Origin of the sequence: Erwinia sp. JH02 (assembly GCF_013074405.1) — a bacterium.
GTDB lineage: Bacteria > Pseudomonadota > Gammaproteobacteria > Enterobacterales > Enterobacteriaceae > Erwinia > Erwinia rhapontici.
The window spans coordinates 97695-122639 of record NZ_JABANZ010000001.1 but is presented as its reverse complement, the minus strand read 5'-3'; the positions used below and the strand labels follow the sequence as shown (position 1 = coordinate 122639).

Genomic DNA, 24945 nt, shown 5'->3' with positions numbered 1-24945 from the left:
ACTGCGTGATTAAAAATCCTCCAAGGAGCGTACAACGTGATTAGCGTTTTCGACATGTTTAAGATCGGCATTGGCCCGTCAAGTTCTCATACGGTTGGCCCAATGAAAGCCGGCAAACAGTTCGTCGACGATCTGGTGAACAATCGCCAGCTCTCTTCGGTGACGCGTATTGCTGTCGATGTCTATGGTTCTCTGTCCCTGACGGGCAAAGGCCACCATACCGATATCGCCATTATTATGGGGCTGTCTGGCGCCTCGCCGGAAAGCGTTGATATCGATGCTATCCCTGCCTTTATCCGTGATGTCGAAGAGCGCCAGCGCCTGCTGCTGGCCAGCGGTGCCCACGAAGTTGATTTCCCACGTGAAGGCGGCATGGTGTTCCGCAGCGATAACCTGTCGCTGCATGAGAATGGCATGACCATTCACGCTTTTGCTGGCGACCTGCGTATCTACAGCAAAACCTACTATTCTGTTGGCGGCGGCTTTATTGTTGACGAAGAGAACTTCGGTAAATCGGTGGTGAATGAAGTCGCCGTTCCTTATCCGTTCAACTCGGCAAAAGAGATGCTGGCCCACTGCCAGATGACCGGACTGTCGCTCTCCGGCATGATCATGAAGAACGAACAGGCCGTGCACAGCCGTGCCGATATCGAGCGCTATTTCACCGATATCTGGCAGACGATGCGTGAATGTATCGATCGCGGGTTGAACACTGAAGGCGTGCTGCCAGGCCCACTGCGTGTACCGCGCCGTGCTTCGGCGCTGCGCCGCCTGCTGGTGTCCTCTGATAAAATGTCCAGCGACCCGATGATTGTCATCGACTGGGTCAATATGTTTGCTCTCGCCGTGAATGAAGAGAATGCGGCCGGTGGCCGTGTTGTGACGGCACCGACTAACGGCGCATGCGGCATCGTCCCTGCGGTACTGGCTTACTATGACCACTTTATTGAGCCTGTCACCCCTGAAATCTTTACCCGTTACTTTATGGCCTCTGGCGCCATTGGCATTCTGTATAAAATGAACGCCTCTATCTCCGGCGCGGAAGTCGGTTGCCAGGGTGAAGTGGGCGTTGCCTGCTCCATGGCGGCGGCGGGTCTGGCAGAACTGCTGGGGGCTAGCCCGGAGCAGGTCTGTGTGGCGGCGGAAATCGGCATGGAGCACAATCTGGGGCTGACCTGTGACCCGGTTGCCGGACAGGTGCAGGTGCCGTGCATTGAACGTAATGCGATTGCCTCGGTAAAAGCGATTAACTCCGCCCGTATGGCGATGCGCCGTACCAGCGAAGCGCGCGTCTCACTCGATAAAGTGATCGAGACCATGTACGAGACGGGCAAGGATATGAATGCTAAATACCGCGAGACATCGCGCGGTGGACTGGCGATAAAAGTCCAGTGTGATTGATTCATCAACGCCACCTCCCCGGTGGCGTTTCTTTTTGCGCCATTCAGCAAAAATAGTTTAGCTCCCGGCTATCGCCAACAGCAGGAAATAGCTAAAGTGTTTTGGCGTGTCTTGTGAGAGTAAGTTCCTGTTTTTGAGCCATTCAGCTTTTCTCTTCAACACTACTAAACTTAATGCCTCAGTTGCCGATAATTGGTATTCGGTCTCTATATACGCGTCTTGATCTAAGGGTGGTTACTGATGCAAATGTCCCAGGAAGTATTCGGACAGTTTCGCCGTAAGCGGTTACTCATCGCTGCGGTTGTTGCCGCGTTGGTGCTCATTCTCACATTAACCTTCCGTTTTATGGAAGAGAAAGGCCGAATAGAGCAGCAGTCGCGCACATTTGCCGATAATGCCATCCAGCGTTTTGATCGCATGTTTTCGCCACTGGATGTGGCGGCGAATAACACCATTGGTCTGGTAGGGCTCACCTGTGGTGAAATCCGTTTCCCACTGATTGAGAAACTGGCGTCATTACAGACGGTCAGATCCATTTTACTGGTCGATGAAGACCGGATTTATTGTTCGAGCATTTATGGCAGTTCGGATATTCCATTTACTGATAACTACCCTGAACTGGCGGTGAATAACCAGCGAATGCTGCTGGCGGTGGATGAGCATCTGATTAAGGGGTCTCCGGTATTATTGTTCTGGACACCGCGTTCGCTGGATAACCGTTCAGGTATTATTCAGATCATCAACATTGAGCTGATGACCAACTATCTGTTGGAGCCAACGCTCCCCTGGGTAGAACGCGCCATTTTCAATGTCGGAGGGAAGAGTCTCGAATACGGCAACCCAATGATCGAAACGGCGGTGCCATCGGAAGATGAAGTCAGCTACGAAGAATCGTCGTTACGTTACCCGTTCTCTATTACACTTTTTGGGCCATCCCCTTCCCGTCTGGCATTGATGACGGTACCTTCGCAACTGCCACTGGCGCTGCTGTTAAGTTTACTGATGGGATACATTGTCTGGCTGGCAACCGCCAACCGCATGAGTTTGTCCTGGCAAATCAGCTATGGCATTACCGCACGTGAGTTTATGGTTTACTGTCAGCCGCTGATCAACGCTCGCAGCGGCGCCTGCGACGGTATTGAACTGCTGTTACGCTGGCATAATCCCCGTCAGGGATGGATACCGCCGGATGTGTTTATCCCGCTGGCTGAACGGCAGAATCTGATTGCTCCGCTGACACGTTTTGTTATCAGCGAGGTGGTTCGCCATCTGCCCGATTTGCCTGGCTGTAAGTCGTTCCATATTGCTATCAACGTTGCAGCTAGTCACTTCCACGATCGGGCGATTATTGATGATTTACAGCGTCTGTGGTGGCCGGCAAACCCGAAACCTCAGCTTATCGTTGAGCTGACAGAGCGTGATTCACTGCCGGTTGTCGATCAGCGCGTCGTCTCCCATCTGCATAAGATTGGGGTCAAACTGGCTATTGATGACTTTGGTACGGGGCACAGTTCGCTCTCCTACCTGAAGACACTCAGCCCGGACGTGCTCAAAATCGATAAGGTGTTCACAGCGGCGATTGGAACAGATGCGATTAATGCGACGGTGACCGACATGGTGATCTCGCTGGCGCAACGGCTGAATATCAGCCTGGTAGCCGAAGGGGTGGAAACCGCAGAGCAGGCGGCTTATCTACGTGAGAAAGGCGTGGATGTGTTGCAGGGTTACTTCTATGCCCGCCCGATGCCATTAGGGGATTTCCCTGACTGGTTGGTGAATCATGAAGAAACACTGGATGCCTGATCGAAAACGGGCAGACCTTTGCAGGTTCTGCCCGTAACAATATTGTTAAGGGGCGCCCGGTGAAGACCTGGCGCCCTTTTTTTATTGTTCGTCTTCGTCGTGCTCATCGCGCTGTTTCGTCACACGAACCAGGTCAATGCGATAATCAGTGGCTTCGATAATCTGGAAGCGCAGTGGCAGTAGCTCAATGACTTCACCAGGCTTAGGTAACTGCCCTTTCTGCTCAATCAACAGACCCGCCAGCGATGCATGATCGTCTTCCGGCCTTACCAGTTCCTGCGTATCCAGCAACTGCTGCAGCGAGTGCAGATCCGTACCGCCTTTCACCAGCCATCCATCACCATCTGCGATAATATCCGGGGTTTCATCTTCGTCCGGGAATTCACCCGCAATCGCTTCCAGCACATCCAGCGGCGTAATCAGCCCCTGCACCACACCGAACTCATTCGTCACGACCACAAAGCTGCCTTTGGCGCGGCGCAGCACGCCCAGCAGATTCAGCGGGTCAAGCGTCTCCGGCACGATAATCGGCGGTGTGCCCGAGGCAAAGCTGGCAACATCAATACCATGATCGAGGGCAACCAGCAGCTCTTTGGCACGCACCACGCCGATGATTTCATCCAGCTCTCCACGACAGACCGGGAATAAGCTGTGCGGCGTGTCCAGAAGCTGGAGGCGAATTTCGTCCATCGGGCGCGTTGCATCCACCCAGGAAATCTCACCGCGTGGCGTCATAATGCTGCGTACAGAGCGTGAAGCCAGCGTCAGTACGCCATTGATCATGTAACGCTCTTCGTCTTTAAACGCTTCCTGCGGCATGATGGCGGCAACTTCGCTGCTCTCACTGCTGTGATTTTCGCTCTGGCGGCGGCCACCCATCAGGCGCTGAATCGCCTCAGCGGTACGCTCACGCATTGGTCGTCTTTCCTGATGGCGCATAAAGTTATGGCGCGCAATCTGGTTGAACAACTCGATCAGGATTGAGAAGCCGATCGCAGCATACAGGTAACCTTTCGGTATATGGAAACCAAAGCCTTCTGCCACCAGGCTGAGACCAATCATCAACAGGAAGCTCAGACACAGCACCACTACCGTCGGGTGCGCGTTGACGAAGTTTGTCAGCGGCTTAGAGGCCAGCAACATCACCCCCATCGCGATCACCACGGCCGTCATCATAATCGCCAGATTGTTTACCATCCCGACCGCTGTGATCACGGCATCAAGCGAGAACACGGCATCAAGAATAACGATCTGCACTACCACCGCCCAGAAACTGGCATAACCTTTATTCCCGCCGGCGTTCATGTCGCGGTTTTCCAGCCGTTCATGGAGTTCCATCGTGGCTTTGAACAACAGGAAAAGTCCCCCGAGCAGCAGAATAAGGTCGCGTCCGGAGAAGCTGAACTCGCCAATGCTAAACAGCGGGGTGGTTAACGTCACAATCCATGAAATCAGCGACAGCAGTCCCAGACGCATAATCAGCGCCAGCGACAGGCCAATAAGACGCGCTTTATCGCGCTGCTTCGGTGGCAGTTTGTCGGCAAGGATGGCAATAAAGACCAGGTTATCAATACCCAGTACGATCTCAAGAACGATGAGCGTGAAGAGACCTGCCCAGATTGAGGGGTCTAAGAGAAATTCCATGACAGACTCCGGAAAAAGGAACGGCAATACGCAGCAGACGTTCGAATGAGCGTGCAGCAGGGATGACAACAAGAGGAATGTACGGTTACGTCAGGAGACGTTAAAAGCGGTACCGGAAAGCCCGGCGGCATCATTGAGCGACTTCGGTGACAGTCCATAGGGAGGGCTGAGGCCCGTTACTCCTGTATTGAAAAAGGATCCCTACTCTATCAGGTGAAACATGCGCGTCAAAATAATTTCTTACACTCCCGCGGCGTGCTGCACATTTCTGGATAATGTTTCATCAACGTTCCAGAAATCGCGATTAACGTCTAAATAGCTGAGCACCGTCACATAATTTATTTTTTCGCGTACTAAAATAATTCCCGTTACTACGCTGTGTGTTTAAAGGCGCTGATACATTCTCACCGCGCTGCACTAAAAGTTGGACCTCAATCATACTGGATGCAACAGGATTCAGGTGAACCTCGCGCGGCTTGCAGACAAAGCCGTTGCCAACTGATACAGGAGGTAGCAAGTGACTATTGCTATTATGATTGGCACGCACGGCTGGGCAGCAGAGCAACTGCTGAAAACCGCCGAAATGCTGTTAGGGGAACAGGAAAATGTCGGCTGGATCGACTTTGTCCCCGGGGAAAATGCCGAAACGCTGATGGAGAAATACCAGGCGCGGCTGGCTGAGATGGACAGTACGCAGGGTGTGCTGTTTCTGGTTGATACATGGGGAGGCAGCCCGTTTAACGCCGCCAGCCGCCTTGTTGTCGATAAACCAGGTTATGACGTTGTCGCCGGGGTCAATATTCCGATGCTGGTCGAAGTGCTGATGGCACGTGACGATAACTCCACGTTCGATGAACTGGTCGCACTGGCCGTTGAAACCGGGCGCGAGGGCGTCAAAGCACTGAAAGCCAAAATTCCTGAAGCGACACCTGCCGCTATAACGAAAGCCCCTGCCGCTCCGCAGGCTCCTCTTCAGCCCGGTGAGCATATGAAAATCGGGCTGGCACGCATCGATGACCGCCTGATCCACGGGCAAGTTGCTACACGCTGGACCAAAGAAACCAACGTCACACGTATTATTGTCGTCAGTGATGAAGTCGCCGCTGACAACGTCCGTAAAACGCTCCTCACCCAGGTTGCCCCACCCGGTGTCACCGCGCATGTGGTTGATGTCGCTAAGATGATCCGTGTGTGGAATAACCCGAAATACGGCAAAGACAAAGTCATGCTGTTATTCACCAATCCCACCGACGTTGTCCGCCTGGTCGAAGAAGGTGTCACCATCCCCTCAGTGAACATCGGAGGTATGGCATTCCGTCAGGGTAAAACCCAGGTGAACAATGCCGTTTCGGTTGATGCGAAAGATATTGAGGCGTTTAAAAAGCTGAACGATCGCGGTATCGAACTGGAAGTGCGCAAAGTGTCCAGCGATCAGAAACTGAAAATGATGGACCTGATCGGCAAAATAGCTCAGTAGCCCGTGGCCTGATGTTTCAGGTTGAACTCCGTTCTGGCATTAAAGAGGAAAAGTGTAATGGAGATTACCACGCTGCAAATTGTTCTGATTTTTATCGTCGCCTGTATTGCAGGTATGGGATCAATCCTCGATGAATTTCAGTTCCACCGGCCATTAGTGGCCTGTACGTTAATTGGCGCCGTTCTCGGCGATATGAAAACAGGCATTATCATCGGTGGTACGCTGGAGATGATCGCGCTGGGCTGGATGAATATCGGTGCCGCCGTGGCCCCGGATGCCGCACTGGCGTCTATCATCTCGACCATTCTGGTTATTGCGGGTGGGCAGAGCGTGGGTGCTGGTATTGCCCTTGCTATCCCGCTGGCAGCAGCTGGTCAGGTGCTGACCATCATCGTGCGTACCATCACCGTTGCCTTCCAGCATGCGGCCGATAAGGCAGCCGAAAAAGGTAATTTAACCGCTATCTCATGGATCCACGTCTCTGCGCTGGTATTGCAGGCGATGCGTATCGCCATCCCGGCACTGATTGTTGGCGTCTCTGTTGGCACCCACATCGTGCAGGAACTGCTGAACTCGATCCCAGACGTGGTCACTAACGGCCTGAATATTGCCGGTGGCATGATCGTGGTGGTGGGTTACGCGATGGTGATTAACATGATGCGTGCCGGTTATCTGATGCCGTTCTTCTACCTCGGTTTCGTGACCGCGGCATTCACCAGCTTCAACCTGGTTGCGCTGGGCGTGATTGGTGTGGTGATGGCCATCCTGTACATCCAGCTGGCACCGAAATATAACCGTGTTGCTGGTGCGCAGGCCTCAGGCCCGGCGAATAATGACCTTGATAACGAACTCGATTAAGGAAAGGTGAGAGAAATGGTTGATACAACTACCACTACGCAGAAGAAATTAACACCAGGCGACATCCGCGGTGTGTTCTTACGCTCAAACCTGTTCCAGGGTTCGTGGAACTTCGAACGTATGCAGGCGCTGGGATTCTGTTATTCCATGGTGCCGGTGATCCGCCGTCTGTATCCGGAGAACAACGACGACCGTAAACAGGCGATCAAACGCCATCTGGAATTCTTTAATACCCATCCCTACGTTGCCGCACCCGTGCTCGGCGTAACGATGGCGATGGAAGAGCAGCGTGCGAACGGTGCCGCCATCGATGATGCCGCGATTAACGGTATCAAGGTGGGCCTGATGGGGCCGCTGGCCGGCGTGGGTGACCCGATCTTCTGGGGAACCGTGCGCCCGGTATTTGCGGCACTGGGTGCGGGTATCGCCATGAGTGGCAGCCTGCTGGGCCCACTGCTGTTCTTCGTACTGTTTAACCTGGTGCGTTTACTGGTACGTTATTACGGCGTGGCTTATGGCTACCGCAAAGGGGTGGATATCGTCAGTGATATGGGCGGCGGCTTCCTGCAAAAACTGACTGAGGGGGCGTCCATTCTCGGCCTCTTTGTGATGGGGGCGCTGGTCAACAAATGGACCCACGTTAACGTGCCGCTGGTTGTATCGAGGATCACTGACCAGACCGGAAAAACTACGGTCACCACTGTGCAATCCATTCTTGATCAGTTGATGCCGGGCTTAATTCCGCTGCTGTTGACCTTCGGGTGTATGTGGCTGCTGCGTCGCAAAGTCAACGCATTGTGGATTATCATGGGCTTCTTCGTGATTGGTATTTTCGGTTACTGGGTCGGCCTGCTGGGCGTATAACAACGTATCACTCAACTCTACATCATTCGAGTCCCCTCCTGGGGACTTGAAGTATGACGAGTTCATCACATATTCTCTCAGGGGCCAGCACAGTCTGGCCCTTTTTTTGGACGCTGATATGTTTTTGACTGATTACCTGATTATTCTGTTTATTGTTTTGATTTTTCTTTATGGGCTTTACGACGAACTGATCATGGACCGTTTGCAGGGTCCAACGCGGCTGAAAGTCCTGTTGCAACGGCGTAATAAGCTCGACAGCCTGATTTTCATCGTCCTGCTGGGTATTCTCTTATACAAGAATGTGAGTGACCAGGGTCCGCAGATCACCACTCTGTTGCTCATGGCGCTGGGTGCGTTGACGGCGTGGTTATTCTGGATACGCGCACCGAAGCTGCTGCTAAAGCAGCATGGTTTTTTCTACGCTAACGTTTTTATCCCCTGGGGGCGTATCAGCGCCATCAACCTGTCTGAAGATGGCGTGCTGGTGATTGCACTGGAAAACCGTCGTTTACTGATCCATGTGCGTCAGCTCGATGATTTGGAGAAGATTTATCAGGTTATGCTGGAGAGTCGCTAACATCCATCGCGATGGCAGAAGCGCTGTCGCGCTGCCACAGACGCAGGGTGAAATCTGTCTCACAGGAGAACTGTTCGGTGGTGGCAAGAATTCCCCACACTTCAGGGCGCGCACGCCAGGCGAAAGGCGTCATCTGCAACAAGGCGCCAGACTCTTCGCTGTTCAATGTCATGGGATAGCTTAGCTGCTGCTCTTCGACCAGCGTAAAGCCAGGCATCTCTTCAGGCGTGGTATCGTGCAACTGCACATCCTGGTAAATCAGCGCTTTAAACTGCATCAGATGGCGTGGACCGGGCGTCACTGTCAACACGTAGCCCTGAGGTCTGACTACGCGCGCCAGCTCCTCAGCCTTGCAGGGTGCGTAGATGCGCAGCACGGCATCAAACTGATTATCACTGAACGGCAGACGATGGCTGGAAGCCACGCAGAACTCAACGTTGCCATAACGCTTTGCCCCGGCACGAACGGCAATCTTCGCCACATCCAGACCGTAGACTTTCGCCTCCCCCTGCGCTTCCAGGCGGTTGGCCACTTCATGGGTGTAATACCCCTCCCCACAGCCAATATCCAGCACGCTGACAGGCGGCTGTGGCAAAACACGCACCAGTAAATCACAGACCTGTTGTTGCAGCGGCTGGTAGTGCCCGGCATCCAGGAAGTTGCGTCTTGCCTGCATCATGTCAGCGCTGTCACCCGGCTGTTTAGAGCGTTTATGCTGTACCGGCAACAAATTGACGTAGCCCTCTTTCGCCTGATCAAACTGATGATGATTTGAGCAGCTGTAAATACGCTGATTAAACAGCAGCGGTTGCTGGCAGAGAGGACACTGGTACGACATAACAACACTCCATAAACAGATGACGCGGCAGTTTACTGCAAACCCCGATGAAAATCCCGCAGACAATGACGCAAAAAAGCCCCGTCATTTCTGACGAGGCTTTAGTATTCAGATTTCAGCCTGGATTACACGCAGGGCGGCAATGACAGGCTCAGATCGAAAATTAGATAGCGGTGACGTTCACAGCAGCAGGGCCTTTCTGGCCGTCCTGAATTTCGAACTCAACGTTCTGGCCTTCAGCCAGAGTTTTGAAGCCATTACCCTGGATTGCAGAGAAATGTACGAATACATCTTTGCTGCCGTCAGCAGGAGTGATGAAACCAAAACCTTTAGACTCGTTGAACCACTTAACCTGACCTTTAATCTTTGCCATTTTGCAAATTCCTTAGAGTGTTTATTCGCCCGTGGGCTTTACTTACAGAAAAACCAGAGACATAACTGCATGAGGCACTAAATTAAAGATCGGCAAGGAAGTGGAATTCAACGTCAACGTCTTTACTCAGAACTTCTTTACTGAAGATGCCATACATAAACAGAACTGTACCTCGTTTTACCCGAATGTTTTATCACATATCCGTTAATTAATGGCAAGTCATTTTTAAACAGAGATAGTGATGTCGCACACATTTGAAACGATAGCCGATACAGATTGCACGTACATGCATGACGCTTCATCAACGATGAACACCTCATTCCCCTGCTGACCCCTTTCACTGCCTGCTCAGGCTGAGCGATATTTTAAACCGCAGATGCCATGAAGTCTATGCTGATAAGGTGTAAACCTTATATTTTGCGCGAAAATTATTGCATAAATATGGCAAAGCATTGACGAAAGTTATCGTTGATAAACACACAATAACGGGAGTAAGGCCACCTCCACTTGTACAAAAATCCGGCATTAGCGCCAGTGTATATTTGTATTGCACCAAAATCATGAAAGTCGCTAACTCATTGCCCCATTTAAAAGCATTGATCTGACCCCGCGTATTATCACAATCAAATCACTCTATTTGCATTATTAGATCCGGGTTCTTAATTTTCACTGCGATATAAGAAAACAGGGTTAAGGTCAATCCGAATCGATATTATCCAGCAGCATTTTACCTCCGATTATCCACGGCTTAAAACGGGTCAAATCCAGCCCTGCGGACAGCATTGCCTGCTCCAGTACCTGAGGGGGGTCATCCAGTGATTCATCGGCAAGCTCAAATACCCCCCAGTGGATCGGGATCGTCACAGGCTCACCTATTGCCTGATGGAGCGAGACGGCCTGGTCAGGGTCCATATGCTGAGACTGCATGAACCATTTTGGTGCATAAGCACCGACCGGCAAGGCAGCAAGTGTAAACGGCCCTAACCGTCTTGGGATCTCCAGTAACCCCTCCCAATAACCGCTGTCGCCGCTAAACCAGAAATTAAGCGTCTGACTTTTTATGACCCAGCCGCACCACAATGAACGATTTCGGTCCCACAGCGTACGCATACTCCAGTGGCGTGCAGGCACTGCGTGAAAGGTTAACCCGTACGCCTGAGTCTGCTGCCACCAGTCGAGCGGCACGACCTGACGTGCACCGCGATGCTTAAACCACGTTTCCAATCCTAGCGGCACCACAAAGGTGACCTGCGGAAAACGACGTAGAATTTTTTTTATCGTTGGACGATCAAGGTGGTCGTAATGATTGTGGGAGATCAGCACCACATCCAGCCGGGGTAAATCCTCAATCGCCAGCGCAGACGGCGTTTGACGCTGTGGACCATAAAAACTAAGGGGGGAAGCGCGTAATGAGAGCGCAGGATCGATCAGGGTATAATGTCCGGCGGTACGTAGCAGCATGCAGGCATGACCCAGCCACCAGACGGCATCCTGTTCACCGCTAAGATCGGCGGGCTGCCACCATTGCCTGATGAACTGTTCATAGCCTTGCGCCGGGGGCCGGGGTAATCCCTGCTGCTTACGTTCTTGCCGCCAGCGTTTGAGATCGCCGTTCTGGCGCAAATCTGGCTCCAGGTTACGAAACCCCTCCGGGGTATGGTGAGGTTTTTCAGGGTCGTACCAGGGATTCTGCCAGGCCATTGACGGCTCCTTGATGAAATTAACGCTCCGGAATCAGACGGGTAAAATCTTTGTTCTCAGCGGTATCCGTGGTTTTTTCTGCCTGCTCTTTACCCGCAACCGAATCGGTCAGACGGCGCAGCAACACATTTTGTTTTTTCTGCTCTTCCAGCAGTGCTTCCAGCAACTGAATTTGCTGATTTGCCCTGACGCTGGCCCGATTAACAAAAAACCAGACTACCAGCCCAATAATGACCAGGACAGTCACCACACCCATTGATGCGATATCCATCGCACCTGTCGTCATTTCGTTCATACATGCCTCAAAACTGAAAATGGGCTACCGAAGTACGTTAGCGCCGCCGAGATGATTTTACCTGCTCGGGCGTTAATTGATAGCTGCATCACAAAATACTCAACGTACTGCGACAGAAATGTTCCGCGCTTTCAGTATCCTCTTATCGTTTTTAGTACCAGTAACCTGCATGGTGCTATGCTTAGCGCGGGCAGTGAGGACACCGCCTGAACAATAATAAGGGGATACACATGAAATTTTTGCTACGGATCGTTGCATTGCTGGTCATCATCTGGCTGGCAATGCTATTGACAGGCTATGGCGTTCTGACAGGCAGCAACAAAAATGTCGCGGGAATGGGGCTTCAGTGCCAGTATCTGACAGCACGCGGCATGGTGATTGCGCAGTATCTGCATACTGATAGCGGGATCATCGGCGTGACAGACTGTCCTCTGCTGAGGAAGAGCTCGGAAGTGGTCGACAACTGACAGACAATCGGGCCAGCGCACTGCTGGCCCATTCCGTATCAGAAAGGATAGTCGTGGTAGCCCATCTGCTCGGAGATGTTTTTCGCCGCCTGATGCAGCATCGCGACGTATCCTTTTTTATGTTCTTCTGAGAAACGAATGGTCGGGAATGAAATACTCAGACCAGCAATCACCACGCCGAAGCGATCAAAGACTGGCACCGCAATACAGCGTAGACCTTCTTCCTGCTCTTCATTATCCTCACCAAAGCCCTGAGAACGCACCTGGTCCAGCGCAGGTAACAGTGCTGCAGCGCTGTCGAGCGTCCTTGACGTGCTGCGGGTAAACTCGACACCCGTCAGAATCTCCTCGACTTCTGCGCGGTCTCGCCAGGCCAGCAGCACTTTACCAATTGCCGTGCTGTGGAGTGGATTACGACGACCAATACGGGAATACATACGCAGGTTGTATAATGAATCCACCTTATGGATGTAAACAATACTGTCTTCTTCCAGGGCCCCAAGGTGGATCGTTTCTTTCGTCTGACGCGAAATATCACGCATCTGTACATCGGCACTGCGGATCAGATCGACATTCTGTAATGCTTTTGCGCCCAGCTCGAACAGTTTAAGGGTCAGCGCATACTTCTCAGACTCCCCTTCCTGTGAGACGTAGCCCAGGGTTTTCATGGTCTGCAGAAAACGGTAAACGGTACTTTTCGACATCATCACCCGCTGCGAAAGCTCGGTGATACCATTTTCACGTTCCTCGCCCAGCGCCTGCAAAATGCCAAACACTTTCATGACCGAAGAGACGGAGTCTGGTTGTTTATCTGAATCGGCACTGATCATGTTTTACCTTTAAGTGTTTTATAAAAAATGGAACGCTATTTCCATTATACGGCCCGCACCCTGAGTGTGCAACGACCTGCGCGTGATGACGGACACATCCGGTGATAGTTTTCAGCCAGTTACAGACTGGAAAAAATCGTAAAAACCATTAGCATGGTGATATTCGCCCCTCTGACTATTTCATCACCATGCCGCCTGAATCACCGACTGACGGTTTACCGTTACCCCAACGCTACGGGGCCATTGTGGCCATTGCGCTCGGCATTACTGTCGCTGTGCTTGATGGTGCCATTGCCAACGTTGCACTACCGACCATCGCTCGCGAGCTTCATGCCAGCCCGGCACAGTCCATCTGGATTGTGAATGCCTACCAGCTGGCGATTATTGTCTCGTTGCTGTCGCTCTCTTTTCTGGGTGATATGCTGGGTTATCGCCGCGTTTACCAGTGCGGCCTGGTGCTGTTTACCTGCACGTCATTATTCTGCGCCCTCTCAGACTCGCTGAGCATGTTAACCTTCGCCCGCGTGTTGCAAGGGTTCGGCGGCGCAGCGCTGATGAGCGTCAACACCGCACTGATACGTATTATCTATCCCCAGCGCCACCTCGGGCGCGGTATGGGAATTAATTCGCTGATTGTCGCCGTCTCCAGCGCCGCGGGGCCAACGGTGGCCGCTGCGATACTGTCTTTCGCCTCCTGGCAGTGGCTGTTTCTGATCAATATCCCGGTCGGCATTGCCGCACTGTATCTCGCCCTGCGTTTCCTGCCAGACAATCAGCAGAAGTCTCAGGGGCAGCGTTTTGACGTCGCCAGCGGTGTGATGAACGCTCTCACCTTCGGCCTGCTTATCTCGCTGCTGAGTGGGTTCGCCCAGGGAGTGGATGGCAGGCTACTGTTGGCAGAGCTGTTGTTGCTCCTGGTTGTTGGCACCCTGTTTATTCGCCGTCAGCTTAGAATGACATTTCCGCTGCTGCCGGTGGATCTTTTCCGCATCCCGGTCTTTGCATTGTCAATTGGCACATCGGTCTGTTCTTTCTGTGCGCAGATGCTGGCGATGGTTTCACTGCCGTTCTTTTTGCAAAGCGCACTGGGGCGGAGCGAGGTCGCCACGGGGCTGCTGCTAACGCCGTGGCCGCTGGCCACCATGGTGATGGCACCGATTGCTGGCAGGCTGATTGAACGCGTTCACGCCGGGCTATTGGGCGCTATTGGGCTGGCAATGTTTGCCAGCGGGTTATTTGTTCTGGCTTTGTTGCCTGCCAGCCCGGCTGACGGCGATATTATCTGGCGAATGATACTGTGCGGTGCCGGATTTGGTCTGTTCCAGTCGCCCAACAACCACACCATTATCTCTTCTGCCCCGCGCCATCGTAGCGGGGGTGCCAGCGGGATGCTGGGTACGGCAAGACTGCTGGGTCAGGCCAGCGGTGCTGCGCTGGTGGCACTGATGTTTAACCTCTTTGCCACCCAGGGTACTCATCTTTCGCTGCTACTGGCAGGCAGCTTCGCCACCGTCGCCGCGCTGGTCAGCGCTCTGCGCATCACTCAACCACGTAACGTTTGAGCATAAAAAAACCCGCCAGAAGGCGGGTTTTTAATTGAGCAGTGTGGGTGGTTACTTCAGGTATTCACCACTACGCAGCGCTTCAATACGTTTGTCCAGCGGCGGGTGAGACATAAAAAGCTCACTCAGCGACTTAGACTTCCCGTTGATGCAGAACGCCATCATGCTGCTGGCTTCCTGTGGCTCATAACTGGTTTTAAGGCGTTGCAGCGCGGCAATCATCTTCTCACGGCCGGCCAGACGTGCAGCCCCCGCGTCCGCATGGAACTCACGGTGACGTGAGAACCACATGGTGATGATGCTGGCAACAATACCAAAGACCAGCTCCAGTACCATTGAAACCACAAAATACACCATCGGGTTACCGTTGCTGCCCCCTTCTTCATCGCGGTTGCCAGACATAAAGCCTGCCGCCAGCTGCGCTAAAATACGCGAGATGAAGATCACAAAGGTGTTCACAATACCCTGAATCAGCGTCATGGTGACCATGTCACCGTTAGCGATATGGCTAATTTCATGTGCCAGCACCGCTTCTGCTTCATCACGGCTCATGTTCTGCAACAGGCCGGTTGATACCGCGACCAGTGAAGCATCACGACGCGCACCCGTTGCAAAAGCATTGATATCGGGCGCATGGTACACAGCCACCTGCGGCATCGCGATGCCTGCCTGCTGTGCCTGGCGGCCTACGGTTTCCATCAGCCAGCGTTCGGTTTCATTACGCGGCTGTTCAATCACTTCACCGCCGACGGAACGTAACGCCATCCATTTCGACATCAGCAGTGAAACAAACGCACCGCCGAAGCCAAACAGACCCGCCATGATCATCAGGCCCATAACACTGCTTGACTGGATCCCTGTCAGGCTGAGGATCAGCCCGAACACCACCATAACCCCAAGGTTGGTTAACAGGAAAAGAGCAATACGCATCATAAAATTTATTCTTCCTCAGTTATTCCGCTATTCGCGTAACACCATCGTAAGGTCAATACTGTGCATTTCAAGCACTCTTAATCTTTAAGTGCTTAAAAAGACATAACTTTACACTTTGTCTTACTTTTTACGCACCACGCCAGGAGGGAATAAAAAAGGCACAGCGAATGCTGTGCCTGTTGGGCTTATTTCGCCGCGGCTGGGGTCGCTGGCGGCTGCTGTTTTTCCAGCTGCGCCAGGTCTTCAGCAATCTTCACCGTTTCATCGAGATACGGGTCAGGCTCTTTATAATCTTTCGGCAAATCGTCCAGTTTTACCAGGGCCTTTTTGCCTTCTGCTTTCAGACGTGCATTGATGCGTTCCAGACGCAGCGCATCATCTTCCCGGTTCTCTTTTTCACGCTCGGCCAGATTGAGCGAGATGATATTGCGCTTCTCTTTATTCGCATTGAAACGAGCAATATCTTTGATGATGTACTGGAACTCTGCATCTTTCGCGATGCGATCCTGATGTTGCTGGATCAGTTTCGGTTCCAGCGGCTTGAGGTCACCCATTTTCACGTAGGTCGCGGCTTTAACGCTGTCCCACGGCAAGGCATTGTCCTCAAACTTCTCGCCGGTTTCCACCGCTTCCACGCCGGTCGGCATCAGCAGATCAGGGGTCACCCCTTTCCGTTGTGTGCTGCCGCCGTTGATACGATAGAACTTCTGAATGGTGTACTGTACAGATCCCAACGCTGGCCACTCAGGGCGCAACATCTGATCGTAGATACGGTTCAGTGAGCGATACTGCTGCACGGTGCCTTTACCGAACGTCGGTTCACCGACAATCAGCGCACGGCCATAATCCTGCATTGCAGCGGCAAAGATTTCAGACGCTGAAGCACTGAAGCGGTCAACCAGCACCACCAGCGCACCTTTGTAATAGGTCACACCGTCGTTGTCGCTATCCTGACGAATTTTGCCGTTATTATCACGCACCTGCACAACAGGGCCGCCCGGGATAAACAGACCAGAAAGCGATACCGCTTCCGTCAGAGCCCCACCGCCGTTAGTACGCAGGTCGATAACAATACTGTCAACATTCTGCTTTTGCAGTTTCTGCAACTGCACTTTCACGTCATCGGTCAGACCAACATAGAAGCCGGGGATATCCAGCACGCCGACTTTCTGTTTGCCAACGTTATGCACGGTCATTTTCACCGCGCGATCTTCCAGACGGATTTTTTCACGCGTCAGCGTGACGGTACGGGTTTTGGTTCCTTTACCGGCAGGCAGGATCTCCAGGCGAACTTTGCTGCCTTTTGGCCCTTTAATCTGCGCAACCACATCGTCCAGACGCCAGCCGATCACATCGACCACCGGCTTACCTGGCTGGCCAACACCGACAATGCGATCGCCAACGGTGATCGTTTTGCTCTTGGCTGCAGGGCCACCCGCCACCATGGAATTGATCACGGTGTAGTCATCATCCATTTGCAGCACCGCACCAATACCTTCCAGAGACAGGCTCATTTCGGTATTGAACTGCTCGGTGTTACGTGGAGAGAGGTAGTTGGTATGCGGATCAATTTCGTGCGCAAATGCCGTCATTGCCAGCTGGAAGACGTCCTCGCTATTGCTTTGCGCCAGACGGCGTACCGCGAACTGATAACGTTTAGTCAGAACTTCACGGATCTCTTTCTCATCTTTACCGGCCAGCTTGAGGCTCAGCTCATCATATTTGACCTTCGCGTCCCACAGGGCGTTGAGCTCTGCGGTGCTTTTAGGCCATGGCGCTTTGCTGCGGTCGATATCAATGGTGTCATTGCCGGTGAAAACCATCGGCTTATTCAGCACGGAGAGTGCGTACTGATAACGTTCAAAACGGCGTTTCTGTGTCAGATTGTAGAGATCATAAAACGCCGAAAGCTGGCCGGTTTTTAACTCGTCGCCCAGCGTCGTTTTCTTGTCCGCATATTGCGTAATATCCGACTCCAGCAACACATTGTGGCTGTAGTCGAGCAAGTTCAGATAGCGCTCAAAGATTTTAACGGAAAAATCTTTGTCGAGATCGAACTGGCGATAATGGGAACGGGTGAAACGGGAGGTCACACGCTCACTGACAGTGGCATGCTGTGCTTCCTGATGTAACTGCGGGATTTGATCGGCGCGCGAGATATTGTCAGCCGCAAAAACATTGCCTGCGATAAACAGGCCCGCAATGATGGTGCTTTTAAAAAGAGTGTTCATGCCCTGATTAGCCTCCGTATCAGAACTGCAAGTGTTCTGCGCGTACTATCATTGCCAGGCCGGAAGCTAACTGCACCCGAACGCCATCTTTTGAAATTTCCAAAATAGTGGCATCCATTGCACTTTTACCTGCGGTAACTTTAATGCTCTGGCCAACTTGCAACGCTGATGTGTCGGTAACCGGTTTGCGTGGCTCCGGCTGAGTTTCTACACGAGGTGCGGAAGAGCCTGATTCGACCTGAGGACGAGCGGGTTTGCTGCGCACTTTACGTGGCTGCTCACCTTCTGCCGCAGGTTTACGAACAGGTTTGCGCGGACGACGCGGTGTGGTTTCTTCACCCGCTTCACGCTTTTTCGCCTGCTGCTGTTCGCGTTGTGCCTGCACACGCGCTTTGGCTTCTTCAAGCTGTTTACGCGCATGTTCAACATGCTGTTCGTCCAGTTGGCCACAGGCATTACCATCAAGGTCAACACGCGCTGCGCCAGCTTTGATGCCATAAAGATAGCGCCAGCTGGAAGTGTAAAGACGCAGTGCTGAACGAAGCTGAGTTTTGCTCAAGTTCATTTCGCCCTGCACGCGGTCGACTAAATCCTGAAAGATGCCGATTTTAAGTGGTCGTGCTTCCCCTTCTGCGCTAAAGCATTGTGGAAAACGCTCTGCCAGAAAGGCGATGACTTCTTTGGTGCTATTCAACTTAGGTTGATTTTCCATGAAATTTCCTGATTACAACGGGTTTGCCAATCAGCGCGGGCATGAACAGGCGTCATTATAATGACACCATCAGCAATTGCTACGTGATCCAGCGCTTTAGGTGCGTTTCATGTGAATAAATTTTTCCACATCCGATCCGGCAAGCACCTCGCAAAGCCCGTCCGTCAACGCTTTTAGCCCCGCTTCATCCTCACTGTCAAAGCGGTTATATTCCACACTATCAATGTCCAAAACACCAATAACACTGCCATTAACCACCAGCGGCAACACAATTTCTGCATTACTGGCGGCATCACAAGCGATATGTCCGGGGAATGCGTGCACGTCATCAACGCGCTGAACGGTATTCTCTGCCACGGCCGTTCCACAGACACCACGCCCCACAGGAATACGCACACAGGCGATTTTCCCCTGGAATGGCCCCAGAACCAGCGTTTTTTCTTCCGTTAACAAATAAAAACCTGCCCAGTTAACCCCATCAAGACGTTCGTATAAAAGCGCGCTACAATTGCCCATCACCGCCAGAAAGCTGGTTTCGCCACTGAGTAAGGCACGCATATCACGATTGAGGTCGGTATAAAATTCTGCTTTTGTCATTGTTTAACCATTGTAGAAACGAAGACGACACCGTCAGGCTGCATCGCCCGAAAAATTAAGCATTAAAAAACCAGCGGATCAGATGAATCATTCTGTTAGTTACTATAACCTTAGAATTATCCGAATACTGAAGCATGGCTATACTGAGTCTTGCTCTCATGGCGTTAATCAGCCTAACCCTGCCCTGCACCTGCGCTGTTTGGGCTAAAGCACGATCGGGAATATGAAAATACACGCCATCAGTCATGCTCTGCCACAGGCACGTTATCAGCGATGTCCCCAATGTGATACCCTTTTTTCCTTACCAGATGTGAAATCACGCCAGTCAGCACACTGCCCGCGTTGCAATGCGCTTATCCTTAATGGACGTGACTGGTCAATGACGCGTCTGGCGGCCATGGCCGTCACCATGATGTTGCTGATGCCGTTCGCATTTAATGAATCGTTAATGTCGGTGCGTCTGCTGGGAACCAATATTTATGCCAGCCTGCTGGGCGGCATCATGCAGATGGCGCAACAGGGCGATGTGATCACCGCTGCGATGGTGGCGTTTTGTACCATTGGTGCACCGGTGACGCTGGTCGCCTCCATTGCTTATCTCTATTTTGGTGAAAAACTGGGCATGAACCTGCGCCCGGTGCTCCTGATGCTCGACCGCTTAAAAGAGTGGGTGATGCTGGATATTTATCTGGTGGGTGTCGCCATTGCCTCCATCAAGGTTCAGGACTATGCGGCGATTACGCCAGGCATTGGGCTGATTGCTTTCATTATATTGACGCTACTGAGCCTGCTGACGTTAATTCACCTGAATGTTGAACAGCTGTGGCATCGTTTTTATCCGCAGCCAAACCCCAATGTCCCCCTCGTACAATTGCAGGTTTGTCTGAGCTGCCACCACACCGGGGTCGCCGATGATCGTGGACGTTGCACACGCTGCCACACTCCACTGCGTTTTCGCCGCCACTTCAGCCTGCAAAAATCCTGGGCATCACTGATTGCCTCCATCGTGTTGCTGATCCCGGCAAACCTGCTGCCGATCTCAATCATCTATTTGAACGGCGCGCGTCAGGAAGACACGATTCTTTCCGGGATACTTTCGCTGGCCTCCGGTAATATTCCGGTGGCCGCCGTGGTGTTTATTGCCAGTATTCTGGTGCCCTTCACTAAGGTCATCGTGTTACTGACGCTGTTAATCAGCATTCACTTTAATTGCGAACAGGGGCTGAAAACCCGCATACGCCTGTTGCGCGTGGTGAAATGGGTTGGCCGCTGGTCAATGCTCGATCTCTTCGTTATTTCGTTAACCATGTCGCTGGTCAATCGCGACCAGCTTCTGGCTTTTACAATGGGACCCGCTGCGTTCTACTTCGGATCGGCGGTCATACTTACTATCCTTGCCGTTGAGTGGCTGGATAGCCGTTTACTTTGGGATGCTCATGCAACAGGAAACGCCGACTACACCGACTAGCGCACGCATCAAAAATCGGCGCAAAATATCGCCGTTCTGGTTGCTGCCCTTTATTGCGCTGCTGATTGCCGGCTGGCTGATCTGGACCAATTACCAGGAGCGCGGCACCACGGTCACCATCGATTTCGCTACCGCCGACGGTATTGTGCCCGGCCGCACGCCAGTGCGTTACCAGGGGGTGGAAGTCGGTCTGGTGCAGGGCATCAGCATGACTGACGATCTGCGCACCATTAAGATCAAGGCCAGTATTAAAAGCGATATGAAGGATGCGCTGCGTGAAGATACGCAGTTCTGGCTGGTCACGCCCAAAGCCTCACTGGCCGGTGTTTCCGGCCTGGATGCGCTGGTTGGCGGGAACTACATCGGGATGATGCCCGGTAAAGGCGAACCGCGCGAGAACTTTGTTGCGCTGGATACTCAGCCGAAATACCGCGTCAATACGGGTGAAATGATGATCCACTTGCATGCCCCGGATCTCGGTGCATTGAACAGCGGATCGCTGGTCTATTTCCGCAAAATCCCGGTCGGACGCGTCTACGACTATAGCCTGAATTCGGGCAACAAGGGCGTGACCATCGACGTACTGATTGAACGGCGTTTCACTAATCTGGTGAAAAAAGAGAGCCGCTTCTGGAATGTTTCAGGCGTGAAAGCTGATGTCGGCCTCAGCGGTGCAAAAGTGCAGCTGGAAAGCCTGGCCGCGCTGGTCAATGGCGCTATTGCTTTCGATTCACCAGAAACATCGGAGGCCGCGAAATCCGACGACACCTATGCCCTCTACCCTGACCTGGCGCAAAGCCAGCGCGGCGTGATGATTTCGCTCGATCTGCCAGATGGTAAGAATTTGAAAGAAGGCAGTACTCCGCTGATGTATCAGGGACTGGAGGTCGGCACGCTGACAAAAATGACGCTGCTGGACAGCGGCAAAGTCAGCGGTGAACTGACCCTCGACCCGTCCGTGACCAGCCTGATGCGCACGGGAACCCGCATTGAAATGCGTAGCCCGAAAATTAGCCTGAGCGATACCAGCCTCAGCAGCCTGCTGACAGGCAATACGCTTGAGCTGATCCCGGGTGACGGTGAGCCACAAAATCATTATACGGTCTTGCCAAGCAATGAATCGCTGTTACAGCAACCCAACGCGCTTGAGCTGACGCTCAATGCCCCGGAAAGCTACGGCATTGATGCCGGGCAGCCGCTGATGCTGCACGGAATGCGCATTGGACAGGTGATCAAGCGTACCCTGAATGAAAAAGGCGTAACCTTTAATGTTGCCGTGGCGGCCGAGTACCGCCATCTGGTGCATGGTGACAGCAAATTTATCATTAACAGCCGCCTGGATGTGAAGCTCGGCATAGACGGAATGGAAGTGCTGGGCGCCAGCGCCCGCGAGTGGGTCGACGGGGGCATTCGCCTCGATCCGGGTAACAAAGGCGCGGTGAAAACCCGTTATCCGCTGTATGCCAACAGCGAGAAAGCGGAGGAAGGCATTCTCGGTGACACTCTGCCCACCACCCTCACCCTGACCGCCAGCAGTCTGCCCGACATCCAGGCAGGTTCTGTGGTGCTTTTCCGTAAGTTCCAGGTGGGTGAGATTGTCAGCGTGAACCCGCGCTCCGATGCTTTCGACGTCAACGTACATATCAAGCCGGAGTACCGACGCCTGCTGACACAAAGCAGCGTCTTCTGGGCCGAAGGCGGTGCACGCGTGCAGTTGAACGGTAGCGGCCTGACCGTGCAGGCCTCACCGTTGAATCGTGCACTGAAGGGCGCCATCAGCTTTGATAATTTATCCGGTGCGGGCGTCGGTTTAACCCGTCAGGATAAACGCGTTCTGTATGACTCAGAGACCACAGCCCGCGCCGTGGGCAGCCAGATCACCCTGCGGACTTATGATGCCAGTAAGCTGTCAGCGGGTATGCCGATTCGTTATCTCGGCATCACCATTGGGCAGTTAGAATCACTGGCACTGGGGGCCGATAATAATCAGGTGATCGCCAAAGCGGTGCTCTACCCTGAATACGTGCAGGATTTCGCCCGTCTTGGCACCCGCTTCTCCGTGGTATCGCCGCAGATTTCGGCTGCCGGCGTTAACCACCTGGAAACCTTGCTTCAGCCTTATATCAACGTAGACCCAGGCAAAGGCCGTGCTCAGCGCACCTTTGAGCTCCAGGAATCCACCATCACCGATGCGCGTTATCTTGACGGACTGAATGTGGTGATGGACGCACCGGAAGGCGGTTCACTGTCGGTCGGTACGCCAGTGCTGTTCCGCGGCGTGGAAGTCGGTACGGTGACAGGGACATCACTGGGAGCAATGGCCGACCGCGTACAGATTACGCTGCGCATCAGTAAGAAATATCAACACCTCGTGCGTAATAACTCGGTGTTCTGGCTGGCATCGGGCTACAACCTGAAATTTGGGCTGATCGGTGGGGTGGTGAAAACCGGAACCTTCCAGCAGTTCATTCAGGGTGGTATCGCCTTCGCCACACCACCAACCGTGCCGCTGGCTCCGCAAGCCTCTTCCGGTAAACACTTCCTGCTGGAGGAAGAGGAACCGAAAGAGTGGCGCAAATGGGGTACCGCACTGCCACAGTAGTGGTGTAAACAGGGCAAAACACAGCGGGGCCTTATGTCGCAACATAAGGCCCCGCTCTTTATCCGCGACATTTTATAGGAAAAAAACAGATTTTTTTGGCTTCTTATTTTTTACCACTGTCATGACCATGCTAAACTGCAAGCACTTATTTCCCCTGGATTCAGCCTGTGTCTCACTCTTCCCGCGTCTATTTTCCGCAAGCCTTTCTCGATCAAATGCAGCAGTTACTGCCAGATAACACCGAATACGAACGTTTTCTCGCCATCAGTGAGCAACCTCTTCGCCGCAGCCTTCGCGTCAATACGTTAAAAATCAGCGTGGCGGACTTTCTCCTACAGGTGGCGCCGTATCAGTGGGCATTAACGCCGATTCCCTGGTGTGCAGAAGGATTCTGGATCAGCCGTGACGATGCCGACACGCTGCCGCTGGGCAGCACCGCTGAACACCTCGCCGGGCTGTTCTACATCCAGGAAGCCAGCTCGATGCTACCGGTCAGTGCACTGTTTTCCGGTGATACCTCTCCTGAGCGGATTATGGATATGGCGGCAGCGCCAGGTTCAAAAACCACGCAGATTGCTGCCAGGATGAAGAATCATGGCGCCATCCTTGCCAATGAATTCTCCGCCAGCCGCGTGAAAGTGCTGCACGCTAACCTTAGCCGCTGCGGCGTGAGCAATACCGCAATGACCCATTTCGATGGACGCGTCTTCGGCCCGGCGCTACCCGAGTGCTTTGACGCTATTCTGCTGGATGCCCCCTGCTCGGGTGAAGGTGTCATCCGCAAAGATGCGGACGCCCTGCGTAACTGGTCTGAAGCCAGCACCGCCGAGATTGCCGCCACGCAGCAAGATTTGATCAACAGTGCGTTTCATGCCCTGCGCCCGGGTGGCACGCTGGTTTACTCCACCTGCACCCTGAACCGCAGTGAAAATCAGCAGGTCATTACCTGGTTGCAGGAACACTACCAGAATGCCGTAGAGATTGAACCCCTGAACTCGCTGTTCGAGGGAGCGGAAAAGGCGGCCACGCCGGAGGGTTTCCTCCATGTGTTCCCGCACATTTTCGACAGCGAAGGCTTCTTTGTTGCACGTCTGCGCAAAACGGCAAGCGTGCCTCCTCTGCCGGTGCCCGGCTATAAAGTGGGGAAACCGCCCTTCAGCCCGCTCAATCGTAAACAGCAGGAAGAGGTGATCGCCGCGGCGGCAAAATCGGGACTGCGCTGGGAAGATGACATGGCGCTGTGGCAGCGTGACAAAGAGCTGTGGCTGTTCCCGCGCGCGATAGAAGCATTGCTGGGCCGCGTACGTTTCTCTCGAATCGGCCTGAAGCTGGCAGAAACATTCCCGAAAGGTTACCGCTGGCAGCATGAAGCCGCTATCGCGTTGGCTGATCCGGCGGCACCTCATGCTGTTGAATTGAGCAGCAGTGAAGCGGAAGAGTGGTATCGTGGGCGGGATATCTATCCTGAGCGTGAACTGCCAGGTGATGAGCTGATCATTTGTTATCAGCAGCAGCCGATTGGTATGGCCAAAAAGGTCGGTAGCCGCATTAAAAATAGCTACCCCCGAGAACTGGTACGCGACGGCAAGCTGTTCAGCGTGTAACTCACTGGCGGTTTTTCGGAGCCGCCATTGACGTTATGGCACGGCCAATTGGCACGATATTGAGGCATGGTTTATCGCAATTGCTTTAAAATGATGTCTTTCTGACCT

Annotated in this window: 21 protein-coding genes and 1 pseudogene; 11 read left to right on the top strand and 11 right to left on the bottom strand. The window is 53.1% G+C overall.

What is annotated here, in order from left to right:
• Positions 1 to 36 precede the first annotated feature (36 nt).
• Together HHI26_RS00545 and HHI26_RS00540 are read left to right on the top strand one after the other, a co-directional pair.
• A complete protein-coding gene (locus HHI26_RS00545) occupies positions 37 to 1401 on the top strand; it encodes an L-serine ammonia-lyase (RefSeq protein WP_133841831.1) in 1365 nt (454 codons plus the stop codon).
• Positions 1402 to 1641: 240 nt separating this feature from the next.
• Positions 1642 to 3204, top strand: coding sequence for an EAL domain-containing protein (locus tag HHI26_RS00540; RefSeq protein WP_133841830.1), 1563 nt, complete (start codon positions 1642 to 1644; stop codon positions 3202 to 3204).
• Positions 3205 to 3285: 81 nt separating this feature from the next.
• Here the strand turns inward: HHI26_RS00540 and HHI26_RS00535 are convergent, their stop codons facing one another.
• Positions 3286 to 4848, bottom strand: a complete 1563-nt coding sequence (locus HHI26_RS00535; RefSeq protein ID WP_133841829.1) for a TerC family protein — start codon at positions 4846 to 4848, stop codon at positions 3286 to 3288.
• A gap of 517 nt (positions 4849 to 5365) precedes the next feature.
• Between HHI26_RS00535 and manX the strand changes: the two genes are divergently transcribed.
• The 4 genes from manX to HHI26_RS00515 all read left to right on the top strand — a co-directional run bounded on the left by manX (position 5366) and on the right by HHI26_RS00515 (position 8624).
• Positions 5366 to 6325: a PTS mannose transporter subunit IIAB gene (gene manX, locus HHI26_RS00530; protein ID WP_171148398.1), complete on the top strand. Its 960-nt coding sequence runs from the start codon at positions 5366 to 5368 to the stop codon at positions 6323 to 6325.
• A 57-nt stretch (positions 6326 to 6382) separates the two neighbouring features.
• Complete coding sequence (locus HHI26_RS00525) at positions 6383 to 7183, top strand: PTS mannose/fructose/sorbose transporter subunit IIC (RefSeq protein ID WP_133841827.1); 801 nt, start codon at positions 6383 to 6385, stop codon at positions 7181 to 7183.
• 15 nt (positions 7184 to 7198) lie between these two features.
• The gene (locus HHI26_RS00520) at positions 7199 to 8047 is read left to right on the top strand and encodes a PTS mannose transporter subunit IID (RefSeq protein WP_133841826.1); all 849 of its coding nucleotides are present in this window, start codon (positions 7199 to 7201) and stop codon (positions 8045 to 8047) included.
• Between the two features lie 118 nt (positions 8048 to 8165).
• Complete coding sequence (locus HHI26_RS00515) at positions 8166 to 8624, top strand: DUF986 family protein (RefSeq protein ID WP_133841825.1); 459 nt, start codon at positions 8166 to 8168, stop codon at positions 8622 to 8624.
• Here HHI26_RS00515 and rlmA read toward each other — a convergent pair.
• The 5 genes and pseudogenes from rlmA to HHI26_RS00490 form a co-directional block, all read right to left on the bottom strand.
• Positions 8605 to 9462, bottom strand: coding sequence for a 23S rRNA (guanine(745)-N(1))-methyltransferase (rlmA, locus tag HHI26_RS00510; protein ID WP_133841824.1), 858 nt, complete (start codon positions 9460 to 9462; stop codon positions 8605 to 8607). The genes HHI26_RS00515 and rlmA overlap by 20 nt on opposite strands.
• 163 nt (positions 9463 to 9625) lie before the next feature.
• Complete coding sequence (gene cspE, locus HHI26_RS00505) at positions 9626 to 9835, bottom strand: transcription antiterminator/RNA stability regulator CspE (RefSeq protein WP_001062678.1); 210 nt, start codon at positions 9833 to 9835, stop codon at positions 9626 to 9628.
• Positions 9836 to 9920: 85 nt separating this feature from the next.
• A pseudogene (locus HHI26_RS00500) lies at positions 9921 to 9992 on the bottom strand (DUF2627 domain-containing protein); the annotation flags it as partial.
• A 539-nt stretch (positions 9993 to 10531) separates the two neighbouring features.
• Positions 10532 to 11536 carry an MBL fold metallo-hydrolase gene (locus HHI26_RS00495; protein WP_171148397.1) on the bottom strand — a complete coding sequence of 335 codons (1005 nt, stop codon included), beginning with the start codon at positions 11534 to 11536 and terminating at the stop codon, positions 10532 to 10534.
• 19 nt (positions 11537 to 11555) lie between these two features.
• The gene (locus HHI26_RS00490) at positions 11556 to 11831 is read right to left on the bottom strand and encodes a YebO family protein (RefSeq protein ID WP_133841822.1); all 276 of its coding nucleotides are present in this window, start codon (positions 11829 to 11831) and stop codon (positions 11556 to 11558) included.
• Between the two features lie 230 nt (positions 11832 to 12061).
• Between HHI26_RS00490 and HHI26_RS00485 the strand changes: the two genes are divergently transcribed.
• Positions 12062 to 12298, top strand: a complete 237-nt coding sequence (locus HHI26_RS00485) for a YobH family protein (RefSeq protein ID WP_133841821.1) — start codon at positions 12062 to 12064, stop codon at positions 12296 to 12298.
• Positions 12299 to 12336: 38 nt separating this feature from the next.
• On the opposite strand, the gene kdgR is transcribed toward HHI26_RS00485, so the two are convergent.
• Positions 12337 to 13128 (bottom strand): DNA-binding transcriptional regulator KdgR, encoded by a 792-nt coding sequence (gene kdgR / locus HHI26_RS00480; protein ID WP_133841820.1) that lies wholly within the window; start codon positions 13126 to 13128, stop codon positions 12337 to 12339.
• Between the two features lie 188 nt (positions 13129 to 13316).
• Here kdgR and HHI26_RS00475 point away from each other — a divergent pair, with 188 nt between their 5' ends.
• Positions 13317 to 14690 (top strand): MFS transporter, encoded by a 1374-nt coding sequence (locus tag HHI26_RS00475; RefSeq protein ID WP_171148396.1) that lies wholly within the window; start codon positions 13317 to 13319, stop codon positions 14688 to 14690.
• 51 nt (positions 14691 to 14741) lie between these two features.
• Here HHI26_RS00475 and htpX read toward each other — a convergent pair whose 3' ends face one another.
• From htpX to HHI26_RS00455, 4 genes are all read right to left on the bottom strand, one after another.
• A complete protein-coding gene (gene htpX / locus HHI26_RS00470; protein ID WP_133841818.1) occupies positions 14742 to 15623 on the bottom strand; it encodes a protease HtpX in 882 nt (293 codons plus the stop codon).
• A gap of 185 nt (positions 15624 to 15808) precedes the next feature.
• Positions 15809 to 17854 (bottom strand): carboxy terminal-processing peptidase, encoded by a 2046-nt coding sequence (prc, locus tag HHI26_RS00465; protein WP_167863786.1) that lies wholly within the window; start codon positions 17852 to 17854, stop codon positions 15809 to 15811.
• A 19-nt stretch (positions 17855 to 17873) separates the two neighbouring features.
• Positions 17874 to 18566, bottom strand: a complete 693-nt coding sequence (proQ, locus tag HHI26_RS00460; protein ID WP_133841816.1) for an RNA chaperone ProQ — start codon at positions 18564 to 18566, stop codon at positions 17874 to 17876.
• Between the two features lie 96 nt (positions 18567 to 18662).
• Positions 18663 to 19163, bottom strand: coding sequence for a GAF domain-containing protein (locus HHI26_RS00455; RefSeq protein WP_133841815.1), 501 nt, complete (start codon positions 19161 to 19163; stop codon positions 18663 to 18665).
• Between the two features lie 223 nt (positions 19164 to 19386).
• Between HHI26_RS00455 and yebS the strand changes: the two genes are divergently transcribed.
• The 3 genes from yebS to rsmF all read left to right on the top strand — a co-directional run bounded on the left by yebS (position 19387) and on the right by rsmF (position 24837).
• A complete protein-coding gene (yebS, locus tag HHI26_RS00450; RefSeq protein ID WP_133841814.1) occupies positions 19387 to 20631 on the top strand; it encodes a membrane integrity lipid transport subunit YebS in 1245 nt (414 codons plus the stop codon).
• Positions 20600 to 23233 carry a PqiB family protein gene (locus tag HHI26_RS00445; protein WP_159336532.1) on the top strand — a complete coding sequence of 878 codons (2634 nt, stop codon included), beginning with the start codon at positions 20600 to 20602 and terminating at the stop codon, positions 23231 to 23233. Before yebS ends, HHI26_RS00445 begins: the two co-directional genes overlap by 32 nt.
• A 167-nt stretch (positions 23234 to 23400) precedes the next feature.
• Positions 23401 to 24837 (top strand): 16S rRNA (cytosine(1407)-C(5))-methyltransferase RsmF, encoded by a 1437-nt coding sequence (gene rsmF / locus HHI26_RS00440; RefSeq protein WP_171148395.1) that lies wholly within the window; start codon positions 23401 to 23403, stop codon positions 24835 to 24837.
• Positions 24838 to 24945: the final 108 nt, after the last annotated feature.

Bases quoted from the DNA above. Each gene is read 5' to 3' on its own strand.
- cspE (WP_001062678.1), bottom strand. From the start codon at position 9,835: ATGGCAAAGATTAAAGGTCAGGTTAAGTGGTTCAACGAGTCTAAAGGT.
- HHI26_RS00495 (WP_171148397.1), bottom strand. From the start codon at position 11,536: ATGGCCTGGCAGAATCCCTGGTACGACCCTGAAAAACCTCACCATACC.
- HHI26_RS00515 (WP_133841825.1), top strand. From the start codon at position 8,166: ATGTTTTTGACTGATTACCTGATTATTCTGTTTATTGTTTTGATTTTT.
- HHI26_RS00490 (WP_133841822.1), bottom strand. From the start codon at position 11,831: ATGAACGAAATGACGACAGGTGCGATGGATATCGCATCAATGGGTGTG.
- HHI26_RS00535 (WP_133841829.1), bottom strand. From the start codon at position 4,848: ATGGAATTTCTCTTAGACCCCTCAATCTGGGCAGGTCTCTTCACGCTC.
- HHI26_RS00520 (WP_133841826.1), top strand. From the start codon at position 7,199: ATGGTTGATACAACTACCACTACGCAGAAGAAATTAACACCAGGCGAC.
- htpX (WP_133841818.1), bottom strand. From the start codon at position 15,623: ATGATGCGTATTGCTCTTTTCCTGTTAACCAACCTTGGGGTTATGGTG.
- prc (WP_167863786.1), bottom strand. From the start codon at position 17,854: ATGAACACTCTTTTTAAAAGCACCATCATTGCGGGCCTGTTTATCGCA.
- HHI26_RS00475 (WP_171148396.1), top strand. From the start codon at position 13,317: ATGCCGCCTGAATCACCGACTGACGGTTTACCGTTACCCCAACGCTAC.
- proQ (WP_133841816.1), bottom strand. From the start codon at position 18,566: ATGGAAAATCAACCTAAGTTGAATAGCACCAAAGAAGTCATCGCCTTT.
- HHI26_RS00525 (WP_133841827.1), top strand. From the start codon at position 6,383: ATGGAGATTACCACGCTGCAAATTGTTCTGATTTTTATCGTCGCCTGT.
- HHI26_RS00445 (WP_159336532.1), top strand. From the start codon at position 20,600: ATGCAACAGGAAACGCCGACTACACCGACTAGCGCACGCATCAAAAAT.
- yebS (WP_133841814.1), top strand. From the start codon at position 19,387: ATGAAAATACACGCCATCAGTCATGCTCTGCCACAGGCACGTTATCAG.
- HHI26_RS00540 (WP_133841830.1), top strand. From the start codon at position 1,642: ATGCAAATGTCCCAGGAAGTATTCGGACAGTTTCGCCGTAAGCGGTTA.
- HHI26_RS00455 (WP_133841815.1), bottom strand. From the start codon at position 19,163: ATGACAAAAGCAGAATTTTATACCGACCTCAATCGTGATATGCGTGCC.
- HHI26_RS00485 (WP_133841821.1), top strand. From the start codon at position 12,062: ATGAAATTTTTGCTACGGATCGTTGCATTGCTGGTCATCATCTGGCTG.
- kdgR (WP_133841820.1), bottom strand. From the start codon at position 13,128: ATGATCAGTGCCGATTCAGATAAACAACCAGACTCCGTCTCTTCGGTC.
- rlmA (WP_133841824.1), bottom strand. From the start codon at position 9,462: ATGTCGTACCAGTGTCCTCTCTGCCAGCAACCGCTGCTGTTTAATCAG.